This window comes from Planomonospora sp. ID82291 (assembly GCF_015711645.1).
GTDB lineage: Bacteria > Actinomycetota > Actinomycetes > Streptosporangiales > Streptosporangiaceae > Planomonospora.
Window position 1 is genome coordinate 2031840 of sequence record NZ_JABTEX010000001.1, and the last position, 13219, is coordinate 2045058.

A 13219-nucleotide genomic window follows, 5' to 3' on the forward strand; every position below is an offset into this window, starting at 1 on the left:
GGGTTCAAGTGTTCACTGTCGCGCGCCTGCGCTGGCCCGGAACCCCTCTATGGGTCTTGAGTTTCTTCTTGAGAGATAAGAGAGGTCGTCACAGTAGGGGGTGTGGAAACTGTGGACGGACCTCGTTTTCGCAGCTCACACCCTGTTTTTTCATCCACCGGGGGTGTGGGCGACGCCTGTGGGAAACCGGCCGTCCTGTGGACAGTCGAACTTTACCCACAGGCCATCCCCAGATCAGGGGTCTCCCGTCCACCGGTAAACGATGGTTATCCACGAGGTTTCCACAGGTTGTCCACGGGGTAGGAGACCGTTTTGTCCTTGGGGATAACTCCGTACACAGGGCGTCCACAGAGCGTCCACAGGTTGTCAACAAGTTCTCCCCAGGTTCTCCCCAGAGTTGTCCCCAGGTGGGGAATAAGGTGAGGCTGACTCATCATCGGCTCGGCTGTACGAATTTTCCTGATCGCCCGGGTTTCTGCAGACAGGAGCGCTGATCCACAAGGTTTTCCACAGGCTGTGCATCATCTGTGGGTGAATCCTTCACCCATTGCGGGACTGCTGCTTGATCCTCGTGGTGAGCTCGTTGACCTGGTTGTAGATCGAACGCCGCTCCGCCATGAGCGAGCGGATCTTCCGGTCGGCGTGCATGACCGTGGTGTGGTCCCGGCCGCCGAACTGCTGGCCGATCTTCGGCAGCGACATGTCGGTGAGCTCCCGGCACAGGTACATGGCGATCTGCCGGGCGGTCACCAGGACCCGCGAGCGCGAGCCGCCGCACAGGTCGTCGATCGACAGGCCGAAGTAGGTGGCGGTCGAGGCCATGATCGTGGCGATGGTGATCTCGGAGTCGGCGTCCTCGGTGATCAGGTCCTTGAGCACGACCTCGGTGAGCTGCAGGTCCACCGACTGCCGGTTGAGGCTGGCGAACGCGGTCACCCGGATCAGCGCGCCCTCCAGCTCGCGGATGTTGGTGGAGATGCGGCTGGCGATGTACTCCAGCACCTCCGGCGGGGCGGCCAGCCCCTCCTGGATCGCCTTCTTGCGCAGGATCGCGATGCGGGTCTCCAGCTCGGGCGGCTGCACGTCGGTGATCAGCCCCCACTCGAACCGGTTGCGCAGCCGGTCCTCCAGGGTGATCAGCTGCTTGGGCGCCCGGTCGCTGGAGATGACGATCTGCTTGTTGGCGTTGTGCAGGGTGTTGAAGGTGTGGAAGAACTCCTCCTGCGTCTGCTCCTTGCCCTCCAGGAACTGGATGTCGTCCACCAGCAGGATGTCCACGGCCCGGTACCGGCCGCGGAAGTTGTCGGCCTTGTGGTCGCGGATGGAGTTGATGAAGTCGTTGGTGAACTCCTCCGAGCTGACGTACCGCACCCGCGCGCCGTCGTAGAGGCTCTGCGCGTAGTGGCCGATCGCGTGCAGCAGGTGGGTCTTGCCCAGACCGGAGTCGCCGTAGATGAACAGCGGGTTGTACGCCTTGGCCGGCGCCTCGGCCACCGCGACCGCTGCGGCGTGCGCGAAGCGGTTGCTGGAGCCGATGACGAAGGTCTCGAAGGTGTACTTGGGGTTCAGCCGGGCCGGCTCCCCGGGCGTGCGTCCGCCGCGGGCGTCCCACCTGTTCTGGGCGGGAGCGGGGACGGGACCGGGCGCCGGGCGCTCGAAGGCGCCGGACTCGGCGCGGGGCGGAGCCGGCTGCGGGGGGTAGCCCCGCCCGCCGTACCCCTGGCCGCGGTCCTGCTCCGCGGGCGGCGGCGCGGGAGCGGGGGGCGCCGGACGGTACGGCCGCGCGTTCTCCTCCCGCGGGGGATAGTCGCCCTCGCCCTGCGGATAGGGGAAGGAGAACCCCTGGCCCTGTGGCCGGGCCTGTGGATAGTCGGTGGACGGCGGTGCGGCCGGGTGCGGTGCGGGATAGGGGTGCTGCTGGCCGGAACCCCCGTGGTGCTGGGCGTTCCCGTCCTGTGCATAACCCTGCTGCGCACCGTTGCCCTGGGGATAACCCGTTTTGGCGTCCTGTGGATAACCCGTCCCGGCGTCCTGGGGATACGGCTCCCGCGGGCGGGAGGCGCCGCCGGTCCGCCCGGCGCCGCCGGCGCCCGGGCCCGGATTCGCGTTCGCGCTCGCGGCGGGGTCCACCATGACCGCGAACCGCATCGGGCGGCCCATCTCCTGGGAGAGGGCCTGGGTGACCAGGGGCCGGAGCTTGTTCTCCAGCACGTCCCGGGCGAAGTCGGTGGGCGCGGCGAGCACCACGGTGTCGTTCATGAGCCCGAAGGGCACGGTCTGACCCAGCCACGCCCGGTGGATGGGCGGGACGTCCTCGTGGAGGGAACTCGCCAGTACCCGCGCCCACACCGCGCCGAGTTCCATTTCGTCCATGGCCCGGCTCCCCTCCTTGACGCGGTCCCCGTGAGCTCACCGCGAATCCGCTCTTCGTCCACACCGATGGCCGCCGAGCGCCTCGGATCTCCCGTTGTCCACACGCCGTCCACACGCCGGCGGCCGTGCGGCCCGTCGTGGTCCCGTCTCGAAATCCACATGGAATCCACAGCGGATCCACAAGCCGTGCACAACCCCGCGCATACGGCAAGGCCGTGTTCTCCAGCGGGAAGATGGTCCGGAGGGGCCGACAGTAGTCCGTGTCCACAGGGTGTTCAAGACGTTGTCCACAGCCTAGTGGCTGTGCGGAGGGGGCTGGGTGCACATCCTGTGGATAAAGAAACACCCGTGGAAAGGACGCCGGTGAGGCTGTGGACAACCGCGTCGGCGAAGGCGCCCGGTTTGACCTGGGACGCATCCGCCCCGTAACGTACGACGGTCGGCTTGCCATGCGGCGGCTATTTCGCATGCCCCGCTTCCGGCAGGCCAGCCATGTCGAACATCCCCATGTGCTGGGGATGCGCCTCAAGCCTGGAGCCCACTCGTGAGCAAGCGTACTTTCCAGCCGAACAACCGCCGTCGCGCGAAGACCCACGGCTTCCGGCTGCGCATGCGCACCCGCGCCGGTCGCGCGATCCTGGCCGCCCGCCGTCGCAAGGGCCGCGCCGAGCTCTCCGCCTGACGCGCGTCCGCCGTGCCCGGTCCGCCGGGCCGGGCAGTGAGCGTCCTGTCGCCCGCCGACCGTGAGGCCCGGCGGGCGACAGCCGTACCTGCCCAGGGTTGAGAAGGTCCTCTCGTGCTGCCGTCCAGCTCCCGCATGCGCCGGGGCGAGGAGTTCAACAGCGCGGTCAGGAAGGGCGGCCGCTCGGGCCGTCCCACGCTGGTCGCGCATCTCGGCATGCGCGCCCCCGACCGCCGGGCCGCCGAACCGCCCCTGGTGGGATTCGTGGTGAGCCGCGCCGTCGGCGGCGCGGTCGTCCGCAACCGGGTCAAGCGCCGGCTGAGACACCTCATGCGCGACCGGCTCGGCCGTCTCCCGCGAGGTAGCCTGCTGGTTGTACGCGCCAATCCACCGGCCGCGTCCGCGCGGAGCGAGCGCCTAGCCGCCGAACTCGACGCCGCGCTCGATCGTTTACTCAGGCGGCGAGAGTCCTCCACGACTCGCCTGGAGGGATGACGATGACGGCGCAGCAGACCGCCGGGGCCTCCCCGGCCGCCCGGACCCTGATGGCTCCGATCCGGTTCTACCGGGCCTTCGTGAGCCCGCTGCTGGGTCCCCGCTGCCGGTTCCATCCCTCGTGCAGCGCCTACGGCCTCGAGGCGATCGCCGTTCACGGCGCGTTGCGCGGCACATGGTTGACGATCCGGAGAATCGGGCGTTGCCACCCATTCCATCCCGGAGGTTTAGACCCGGTGCCCCCACGCCCGGTCCGGTCCCACGAAACGCAAGGGAGCTAGCTCGGTGGAGCTGTCCTGGCTCAACTGGCTGTACACAGCCGTCGCCCAAGTCATCACCTGGATTCACCAGGGCTACAGCACCTTCATCCCGAAGGACAACGGGCTCAACTGGGCGCTGACCATCATCACGCTGACCGTGCTGATGCGGCTGCTGATCTTCCCGCTCTTCCTCAAGCAGATGCGCTCGTCGAAGAAGATGCAGGAGCTCGCGCCCAAGGTCCAGGAGCTGCGCAAGCGCTACAAGAACGACAAGCAGCGCATGAACCAGGAGGTCATGGCGCTGTACCAGGGAGCGGGAGCCAACCCGCTCGGCGGCTGCCTGCCGATCCTGGCGCAGTTCCCCATCTTCATCTCGATGTTCACCGTGCTGCAGGCGATGGCGGCGGGCCAGCCGAAGTTCGGCATGACGCAGGAGCTGGTGAACGACGCCCGGGCGGCGCACATCTTCGGCGCCCCGCTCCCGGCCACCTTCTTCTGGGACGCCAAGGAGGTCACCGCCCTCGGCGCCGACCCGGTCGTCGCCAAGGTGGTGCTCGCGGTCTTCGTGGCGATCAGCTCGCTGACCACGTTCCTCACCGTCCGGCAGAGCGTGACCCGCTCGATGGCGCAGATGCCGGACAACCCCATGGCGCAGCAGCAGAAGATCCTGATGTACATCTCGCCGATGTTCGCGATCTTCTCCCTGAACTTCCCCCTCGGCCTGATCCTCTACTGGGTCACCACCAACCTGTGGACGCTCGGCCAGCAGCACTGGTACTACAGCCGGCACCCCATGCCGGTGCTCGACGCCAAGGGCAACATGGTGACGCCCGCCCCGAAGCCGGGCCTGCTGAGCAAGGTGCGCAAGACCGCACCCGAGCCCGAGGCCCCGCCCGCGCCGCCGGCCCCCAAGGTCACCCGCCAGCAGCCGACCCGCCAGCCCCGCAGCAAGCGGACGGGCGGTAAGAAGTAGTCCCGGCGGATGGCGTGGGTCCCCGGATCCACGGCGCTCCCCGACCCATCCCGACAGCACGAAGGAGTGGCTGGACGTGACTGAGGCCCAGCAGGAGACCGCGGCCAAGGCGGCTCCCGATCTCGCAGCCCTGGAGCAGGAGGGCGAGATCGCGGCCGACTATCTCGAAGGGCTGCTCGACATCGCCGACATCGACGGTGACATCGACATGGACGTCGAGGGCGACCGTGCCGTCGTCTCCGTCGTGGACGTCAAGGGCGGCGACCTGGTGGGTCCCAACGGCGAGGTCCTGGAGGCGCTCCAGGAGCTCACCCGGCTGGCGGTCCACCGGCAGACGGGGGAGCGCTCGCGCCTGATGCTCGACATCGGCGGGTACCGCGACCGCCGCCGGACCGAGCTCCGCGAACTCGGCACCAAGGTCGCCGGGGACGTCAAGCGCTCCGGCGAGCCGAAGTCCCTCCAGCCGATGACGCCGTTCGAGCGCAAGATCGTGCACGACGCCGTGGCCGCCGCGGGCCTGCGCAGCGAGTCCGAGGGCGAGGAGCCGCGCCGCTTCGTGGTGGTCCTCCCCGTGTGACCCCGCTCCGGCGGGCGGACGACCGGCCGCCGTCCCTGGCACGCCAGGGACGGCGGCCTTTTTCGTCCCTCTCATCGGCACGGCGGATCCCTCCGGGCGTCGGCTAACGTTGGGTCGCACAGCGCATGTCGGCAACGGCTCACCCCCCGGGAGTGGCCCGCTGATTCTGAGGAGAGAGTGATCATCCAGTGAGCGACCAGTTGCCCGAACCGCCCGAGGTGGCCCGTGAGGTGTTCACCGGCGAGGCCTGGTCCCGAGCGGAGGCGTTCGCGGAGCTGCTGGCCGGTCCTGGAGTGGTGCGCGGGCTGCTCGGTCCCCGCGAGGTGCCCCGGATCTGGGATCGCCACCTGCTCAACTGCGCGGTGGTCGCCGAGGCCGTCCCCCAGAACGTGCGGCTGGTGGACATCGGCTCCGGTGCGGGACTGCCCGGCCTGGTGCTCGCCATCGTCCGGCCCGACGTCTCGGTCACGCTCCTCGAACCGCTCCTGCGCCGGACGGTCTTCCTCCAGGAGTGCGTCGACTCGCTGAAGCTGGAGAACGTCGAGGTGCTGCGCGGCCGGGCCGAGGAGTTCGCCGGCAAGCGCGAGTTCGACGTGGCCTCCGCGCGGGCGGTGGCGCCGCTCGGCCGGTTGCTCTCCTGGGCGCTGCCGCTGCTCCGCGAAGGCGGAGAGCTGCTCGCGATGAAGGGGGAGCGCGCCGCGGAGGAGCTCGCGGAGGCCGAGGCGCAATTGCGATCCAGCGGAGTGCCGACCGCCGAGCTCGTCTCCGTCGGGCACGGTAAGGTCGAGCCGCATGCAACGCTCATTCGGGTGGTCGCCGGCCGGGCCCCCGAGAGAGCCCGGCAGGCCTCTCGCCGAAAGGATCGCGCTCCGCGCCCCCAACGGGCGCGAGGCCAGTAGACGGACCGGAGAAGCGAGTGCGAGGCCAAGGAGATCCGGTGAGTCGAACGCCCCCCGGTGCGAGCGCCGGCTCCTCCGCGCCGGGCGACCGCGGACGCGCGATCACCGGCACGGCGGACGGTCTCGGCTGGCCGGAGAGGCCCCTCTCCGCTCCGCTCGGCAGCCCTTCCGGCCTGGGATGGCCGGCCTCGGCTCCCCCCGCCGGGGCCCGGCCGGTGGAAAGGAAGACGTCCGTGACCCCCAACTCCCTTAATCCCGGCGACTCGCCGCTGGTACGAGAGGCACTCAGCTCAGTGGTTTCACGTGAAACATCGCCCCAGCAGGCCGCGGTCGCTTCCGGGAGCTCCTCGGCGACCCGGGACGGCGACTGGCCCCGGCCGCCCAAGACCCGGATCTTCACCGTCGCGAACCAGAAGGGCGGGGTGGGAAAGACCACCACCTCGGTCAACCTGGCGGCGGCCCTCTCCATGCACGGCCAGCGCGTTCTGGTGGTGGACCTCGACCCGCAGGGCAACGCCTCGACGGCCCTGGCCATCGAGCACCGCGGTGACGTTCCGGACATGTACAAGGTCCTGGTGGAGGACATGCCGCTCGCCGAGGTGGTGAAGGAGGTCCCGGACATGCCCGGCCTCTACTGCGCCCCCGCCACCATCGACCTCGCGGGCGCGGAGATCGAGCTGGTCTCCATGGTGGCCCGGGAGGCCCGGCTGCAGCGGGCGCTGGCGGCCTACGACGTCATCGAGTTCGACTACATCCTCATCGACTGCCCGCCGTCGCTCGGTCTGCTGACCGTCAACGCGCTGATGGCCGCGAACGAGCTGCTGATCCCGATCCAGTGCGAGTACTACGCGCTGGAGGGCCTGGGCCAGCTGCTCCGGAACGTGGAACTGGTCCGCGCCCATCTGAACCCCACGCTCGACCTGTCCACCATCCTCATGACGATGTACGACGGCCGTACCCGGCTCGCCTCGCAGGTCGCGGAAGAGGTACGGTCTCACTTCGGCGACACGGTGCTGAGCACGCTGATCCCGCGGAGCGTGCGCGTCTCCGAGGCGCCCAGTTACGGACAGTCGGTCATGACCTACGACCCGGGCTCCAGCGGTGCGATGGCCTACATGGACGCCGCCCGTGAGATCGCTTACCGCGGCGCGGCCGTGTGAGCGGCCGGGAGGTCCTCGGCCGTGCCGTCGCGGACACTACTGAGGGCGGGACCTTGAGCCTTGGGGAGGGGCAGTGAGCAAGCAGGCGAGAGGACTGGGCAAAGGGTTGCTGGCGCTGATCCCCACGGCGCCCGCGCCCGCGAAGCCCGCCGTATCCGGCGCGACCGGCGCGACCGGCGCGACCGCGACCATGGTGGCCGCGGAGCCGGTCTCTCAGGAGCAGAGCCCCGAGCCGGTCGTGGGCGCCTACTTCCTGGAGATCCCGGTCGAGGCCATCGCGCCGAACCCCCGGCAGCCCCGGGAGGTCTTCGACGGCGGCGCCCTGGAGAACCTGGCCGCCTCGATCAGAGAGGTCGGCCTGCTCCAGCCCGTCGTGGTCCGGCGGGTCGAGGACGACCGGTACGAGCTCATCATGGGGGAGCGCCGTTGGCGGGCCTCCACGATGGCCGGACTGGAGCTGATCCCGGCGATCGTGCGGGAGACCCAGGAGGACAAGCTCCTCCTGGACGCTCTGATCGAGAACCTCCAGCGCGAGCAGCTCAACGCCCTGGAGGAGGCGGCGGCCTACCGCCAGCTCCTGGACGACTTCGGCGCCACCCACGAGCAGCTCGCTGCCCGCATCGGTCGCTCCCGCTCGCACGTGACGAACACCATCCGGCTCCTCAACCTCCCGCCCCGCGTCCAGAACCGGGTGGCGGCGGGCGTGCTCAGCGCCGGGCATGCGCGAGCGCTGCTGAGTCTGGACGACCCCGCCGCGCAGGAACGCCTCGCCGACCGGATCGTGGCCGAGCTGCTGTCGGTCCGCGCGGTCGAGGAGATCGTGGCGATGGGCGACGCCTCGGCGGCCCCCGCTCCGGAATCCCGTGCTCCGCGCGCCAAGCCGGAGGAGGATCCGTCCCTTCGCCGCCTGGCGGACCGGCTCTCGGACCACTTCGAGACCCGGGTGAAGGTGGACTTCGGCCGTCGCAAGGGACGCATCGTGGTGGAGTTCGCGACCATCGACGACCTGGAGCGCATCATCGCGACGATGGCTCCGGGGCCGGTGGAACCGCCGGAGGAGTAGTGGTTCTCCGCTGAGGCTGCATGCGCGGCCGTCGTGTTTCACGTGAAACACGACGGCCGTTCTCATGTCGGGGGCGGTTCCTTGTGCGGTGGCCGTGCGGTGTCCGGGGGCGGGTCGCGTGGTGGCCGGGGTGGCGCGTACGTGGTGGTTGGAGGGGTACGCGCGCCGTTGGGTGGTCGGGGTGGGCGCGTACGTGGTGGTTAAGGAGTACGCACGCCGTTGGGTGGTCGGGGTGGGGGTGCGCGGAGGCGGGCCGGTGGTCCTGCCGGCCGTCGCAGTCGGGCTCTGGTGGTTCCGGCCTCCGGCCGGGGTCGGGCGCGCGGGGTTCGGTGCTTTATACGCCGGCAGGACCACCGGCCCGCCTCCGCGCCTGTCTGGCCCGCCGTACTGATGCGGGCCGTAGCGTCTCGCTTTCCGGCCGCCCGGCGGCCTCGCCGGCGCTGAAGCGATCCGTGCGGTCCGGTCCATGGTGCTCGCCGTGGCTGAAGCCATCCTGGCGGAAAGGAGCGCAGGGCCGGGCACCGCAGGGTGTCATACGGCATCCAGGCCGGCCTGCGTGAAGGCGCGCAGATCGGCGTTCTCGACCGGGTACCGGCGCAGCAGCCGGTTGGTGCTCCCGTTGGCACCCCGCTGCCAGGGGTCGTGGCCTCAGCGCGGATCCAGGACTGCGATGTCGGAACCGAAACCGACCGCCAGGGAGCCTGACACCGTGGCGGCCAGAGTCGCGATCCGCGCCGGGAACACCAGCGCCGGGCCCGTCTGCCGACCGGTCTCCAGATCCCACACCCGTACTCTCCCGTGCCCGTCCCACCATTCTCCGCAGGCGGCGACGGCCCTCCCATGCACGGTGGAGGTGACCAGCGCATGGGCCCTGACGTCGTCGGCCACCGGTGCGCCGGTCTGCCGGCCGGTCAGCGGATCCCAGATGCGCACCGTGTGGTCCCAACCCTTGGTGACGACCACCAGACGCTCCCCGACCGACGCCACCGCGGCCAAGGACACCTCGCACCCATCACCGAACGGCACCCCGATCCGTCGCCCGGTGCCCGCCTCCCAGACGTGCACCGTCCCGTAGTCGTTGTCCCCGTCAGGGTCGGTCACGGTGACGGCCACCGTCCGATCATGGAACGACGCCGCAGCCGCCGACAGCAGACGGCACTCCTCGACGAGCGGGGACCCGAGCGCCTGTCCGGTGGTCGGATCCCACAGCCGCACCGTGTCGTCCAGGCAGCCGGCGATCACCACCGGGCGGCCGTCGAGTGTCGCGGTGGCCAGAGCGGGGGCGTATCCCGCGTCGGTGAGCACCTCACCGGTTCGCCGGCCGGTGACGGGATCCCACATCCGCACGGTTCCCTCCTCACCGCTACCGGTGATCACCAGCGGGCGGTCATCGATGACCACCACGGCCACCTGGCCGACGCCACCGCCGTCATGGACGGGTCCGCCGATTCGCTGCCCGGTCGCCAGATCATGCAGCTGTACCTCGCCCCCGCTGTCGGCGGAGACGAGGTACCGGCCGTCCGCCGTCACAGCAACCGCGCGTACCTCGGCGCTGTGGCTCGCACGGGCATGCGGAAGCGCATCGGCCAAGCCGGACCCGGTGGCCCAGATCGGACCCCACTGTGCGGCGGGATGAGCGTCCAGTCGTGCCGCGACGATCCGGGCGGCCAGCTCGGAGTCACCCAACCGTGCCGCGTCCAGTGCGAGCACCTGCCGCCGGACGGCGTCGGATGCTCCGCGATGGAAGTCGGCAGAGGTGCGGTACACCGCCGCCAGATGCGCCCGTGCGCCGACGGCCGGTTCCAGCACCGCCTCGACCTCCTCGGGTGCTGCTGTGACGAGAAAACGCAGATCGGTCGGCAGCTCGTCTGCTGCCTCCGGATCGGAGGACGACCACTGACCAGGCATGCCCGGCAGAGTACCCGAACCGATCAAGTGCACCGCAGGCCCGTCGACCGATCATGACGCTACGGTGCCCGGCCCTGCGCTCCTTTCCGCCAGGAGGGCTTCAGCCACGGCGAGCACCATGGACCGGACCGCACGGATCGCTTCAGCGCCGGCGAGGTCACCGGGCGGCCGGAAAGCGAGACGCTACGGCCCGCATCAGTACGGCGGGCCAGACAGGCGCGGAGGCGGGCCGGTGGTCCTGCCGGCGTATAAAGCACCGAACCCCGCGCGCCCGACCCCGGCCGGAGGCCGGAACCACCAGAGCCCGACTGCGACGGCCGGCAGGACCACCGGCCCGCCTCCGCGCACCCCCACCCCGACCACCCAACGGCGCGCGTACTCCTCGACCACCACGTACGCGCCCACCCCGGCCACCCAACGGCGTGCGTACTCCTCGACCACCACGCAACACGCGACCCGCCCCGACCGCCGCACGGGAAGGCGACATGAAGACGACTTCTCCGGGCAGACGAGAAGCCGTGTTTCACGTGAAACACCACCCGCTGAGCCGGTCAGGTTTCACGTGAAACACCCGCCCGCAGTCGTGCGGCTTCCCCGGAAGACCGGATGGAGAGGGCCGGTGTTTCACGTGAAACAGCCGGGAGAGACGCCTCAGGAGCGGGAGAGACGCCTCAGGAGCCGGACCGGACGACGGCGCGGATGTCCGCGACGAAGGTGTCGACGTGCTCGGGGGTGGTGTCGAAGGCGGTCATCCAGCGGACCACGTTCTCCGAGGCGTCCCACGTGTGGAAGAGGTAGCGCTGCTGGAGCTCGGCGATCGCCTTCTCCGGCAGCGCGGGGAAGACGGCGTTGGACTGCACGGGATAGCGGAAGGAGACACCGGGAAGGTCGGCGACGCCGTCGGCGAGCCGATGGGCCATCGCGTTGGCGTGGGCGGCGTTCTCCCGCCAGAGGTCGTCGGTGAGCAGCGCGGTCAACTGGGCGGAGACGAAGCGCATCTTCGAGGCGAGCTGCATCCCCTGCTTGCGGAGGAACAGGGTCGGCGCGTCCAGCTCGGGACGGAGGACGACGAGGGCCTCGGCGCCCATGGCGCCGTTCTTGGTGCCCCCGAAGCTGAGCAGGTCCACTCCCACGTCGGTGGTGAGGGCGCGCATCGGGCAGCCGAGCTCGGCCGCGGCGTTGGCCAGGCGGGAGCCGTCCAGGTGCAGGAAGAGGCCGTGGGCGTGCGCGAACTCCGCGAGCTCCGCGAGCTCCGCGGCGGTGTAGACCGTGCCGCACTCGGTCACCTGGGAGACGGAGATGACGCGCGGCTGGGCGTACTGGGTGTTGCCGACGACGGACAGGTGCTCCCGGACGTCGTCCACGGTGATCTTGCCGTCGTCCGTCGGGAGGGGGATGAGCTTGGCGCCGAGGACCCGCTCGGCGGCGCCGCACTCGTGGGTGTTGATGTGCGCGGTGGCCGGGCAGAGCACGGAGTCGTAGGGGCGCAGCACCAGGCCGAGCCCCACGACGTTGGCTCCGGTGCCGTTGAACATCGCGTACGCCCGCGCGTGCGTGCCGAACCGGCTCCGGAAGGCGTCTTCCATCGCCTGGGTCCAGGGATCGGCGCCGTAGGCGGGAGCGTCTCCGGCGTTGGCTTCCGCGATGGCCGCGAGCACCGCGGGATGCACGCCCGCGTGGTTGTCGCTGGCGAAGCTCTTCGGAAAGAGAGTGGAGGTCAGCACAGGGCCAGCGTAGGGGAGCCGCGCTCCCCGCCGATCAGGCGGTGCTCCGGTCCGCCCGGAGGCGGGGGCCGGAGCGAGGGGCGGGGAGGCGCGGAACTCAGGCCGCGCCGCGGGCGGCGGCCTGCTCCAGCAGCGAGCGGCAGAGGGAGCCGAGGTCGTCGTCGGCGGCCTCGACGGCCATGGGGAAGAGCGAGGTCTCGGTCATGCCGGGGGCGACGTTGACCTCCAGGAAGTGCGGCAGGCCGTCTCCGTCGACGATCAGGTCGGTCCGGGAGATGTCGCGCAGGCCCAGCGCGGTGTGCGCGGTCACGGCCATCTCGGCGCAGGCGGTCGCCAGTTCGGGGGACAGGCGGGCCGGCGCGAAGAACTCCGTACGGCCCGCAGTGTAACGGGCCGCGTAGTCGTAGACGCCGTCGTCGGGGACGATCTCCACCGGCGGCAGGGCGACGGGGCCCTCACCGAGGTCCACCACGGAGACGGCCACCTCGACGCCCTCGACGCAGCGCTCGATCAGGGCGGTGTCCCCGTAGGCGAAGCAGCCCACCATCGCGGAGGGCAGGTCCTCGGCCGTGCGCACGACCGAGGAGCCGAGGGCGGATCCGCCCCGGGACGGCTTGACGAACAGCGGGAGTCCGAGGCGTTCGACGATCCGGGCCAGCACGGCGGAGGCGCCCAGGTCGTGGAACGTCTCCTTGGGGAGCGTCACCGACCGGGGGGTGCGCACGCCGGCGGAGCGGACGACCGTCTTGGCGGTGGGCTTGTCGAAGGCGACCCGGCACGCCTCGGACCTGGCGCCCACGTAGGGGACGGAGAGCAGTTCCAGCACCGAGCGGATGGCGCCGTCCTCACCGGCCCCGCCGTGCAGCGTCACGAAGACGGCGCTGGGCGGGTCGGCCAGCACCCGGGGGACGAGGGACGCGTCGATGTCGCGCGTCTCGACGGAGACGCCCGCCGCACGCAGTACCTCGCTCACCCGGCGCCCCGAGCGCAGCGAGACCTCCCGCTCGTAGGACAGCCCGCCTGCCAGGACGAGCACATGGCCGAGATCACTCATCCGAACACCTTCTCCTTAAGGCCCGCGACCGGGCCCGTCGAAACGCTCTTC

General features: G+C 70.4%; 12 protein-coding genes. 8 read left to right on the plus strand and 4 right to left on the minus strand.

Annotated features, from left to right (window positions below):
- Positions 1-540 precede the first annotated feature (540 nt).
- Positions 541-2373, minus strand: a complete 1833-nt coding sequence (dnaA, locus tag HS045_RS34315; protein ID WP_196450647.1) for a chromosomal replication initiator protein DnaA — start codon at positions 2371-2373, stop codon at positions 541-543.
- Positions 2374-2917: 544 nt separating this feature from the next.
- On the opposite strand from dnaA, the gene rpmH reads away from it, so the two are divergent.
- The 8 genes from rpmH to HS045_RS09090 all read left to right on the plus strand — a co-directional run bounded on the left by rpmH (position 2918) and on the right by HS045_RS09090 (position 8482).
- Positions 2918-3055 (plus strand): 50S ribosomal protein L34, encoded by a 138-nt coding sequence (gene rpmH, locus HS045_RS09055; protein ID WP_010849920.1) that lies wholly within the window; start codon positions 2918-2920, stop codon positions 3053-3055.
- A 114-nt stretch (positions 3056-3169) separates the two neighbouring features.
- The gene (rnpA, locus tag HS045_RS09060) at positions 3170-3550 is read left to right on the plus strand and encodes a ribonuclease P protein component (RefSeq protein WP_196450648.1); all 381 of its coding nucleotides are present in this window, start codon (positions 3170-3172) and stop codon (positions 3548-3550) included.
- Between the two features lie 2 nt (positions 3551-3552).
- The gene (gene yidD / locus HS045_RS09065; RefSeq protein ID WP_084008698.1) at positions 3553-3831 is read left to right on the plus strand and encodes a membrane protein insertion efficiency factor YidD; all 279 of its coding nucleotides are present in this window, start codon (positions 3553-3555) and stop codon (positions 3829-3831) included.
- Between the two features lie 4 nt (positions 3832-3835).
- On the plus strand, positions 3836-4783 hold the full coding sequence (yidC, locus tag HS045_RS09070) for a membrane protein insertase YidC (protein WP_196450649.1): 948 nt from the start codon (positions 3836-3838) through the stop codon (positions 4781-4783).
- Between the two features lie 76 nt (positions 4784-4859).
- A complete protein-coding gene (locus HS045_RS09075; protein ID WP_374191365.1) occupies positions 4860-5360 on the plus strand; it encodes a protein jag in 501 nt (166 codons plus the stop codon).
- Between the two features lie 188 nt (positions 5361-5548).
- A complete protein-coding gene (rsmG, locus tag HS045_RS09080) occupies positions 5549-6259 on the plus strand; it encodes a 16S rRNA (guanine(527)-N(7))-methyltransferase RsmG (RefSeq protein ID WP_196450650.1) in 711 nt (236 codons plus the stop codon).
- A gap of 293 nt (positions 6260-6552) precedes the next feature.
- On the plus strand, positions 6553-7419 hold the full coding sequence (locus HS045_RS09085) for a ParA family protein (protein WP_374191366.1): 867 nt from the start codon (positions 6553-6555) through the stop codon (positions 7417-7419).
- Positions 7420-7492: 73 nt separating this feature from the next.
- Positions 7493-8482, plus strand: coding sequence for a ParB/RepB/Spo0J family partition protein (locus HS045_RS09090; RefSeq protein ID WP_196450651.1), 990 nt, complete (start codon positions 7493-7495; stop codon positions 8480-8482).
- A 648-nt stretch (positions 8483-9130) separates the two neighbouring features.
- On the opposite strand, the gene HS045_RS09095 is transcribed toward HS045_RS09090, so the two are convergent.
- From HS045_RS09095 to HS045_RS09105, 3 genes are all read right to left on the minus strand, one after another.
- Positions 9131-10423 (minus strand): WD40 repeat domain-containing protein, encoded by a 1293-nt coding sequence (locus tag HS045_RS09095; protein ID WP_230883500.1) that lies wholly within the window; start codon positions 10421-10423, stop codon positions 9131-9133.
- Positions 10424-11061: 638 nt separating this feature from the next.
- Positions 11062-12114: a low specificity L-threonine aldolase gene (locus HS045_RS09100; protein ID WP_196450653.1), complete on the minus strand. Its 1053-nt coding sequence runs from the start codon at positions 12112-12114 to the stop codon at positions 11062-11064.
- Positions 12115-12211: 97 nt separating this feature from the next.
- The gene (locus HS045_RS09105) at positions 12212-13168 is read right to left on the minus strand and encodes a D-alanine--D-alanine ligase (RefSeq protein ID WP_196450654.1); all 957 of its coding nucleotides are present in this window, start codon (positions 13166-13168) and stop codon (positions 12212-12214) included.
- Positions 13169-13219: the final 51 nt, after the last annotated feature.

Coding starts and splice junctions, on each gene's coding strand:
- yidD (WP_084008698.1), top strand. CDS start 3,553: ATGACGGCGCAGCAGACCGCCGGGGCCTCCCCGGCCGCCCGGACCCTG.
- dnaA (WP_196450647.1), bottom strand. CDS start 2,373: ATGGACGAAATGGAACTCGGCGCGGTGTGGGCGCGGGTACTGGCGAGT.
- HS045_RS09105 (WP_196450654.1), bottom strand. CDS start 13,168: ATGAGTGATCTCGGCCATGTGCTCGTCCTGGCAGGCGGGCTGTCCTAC.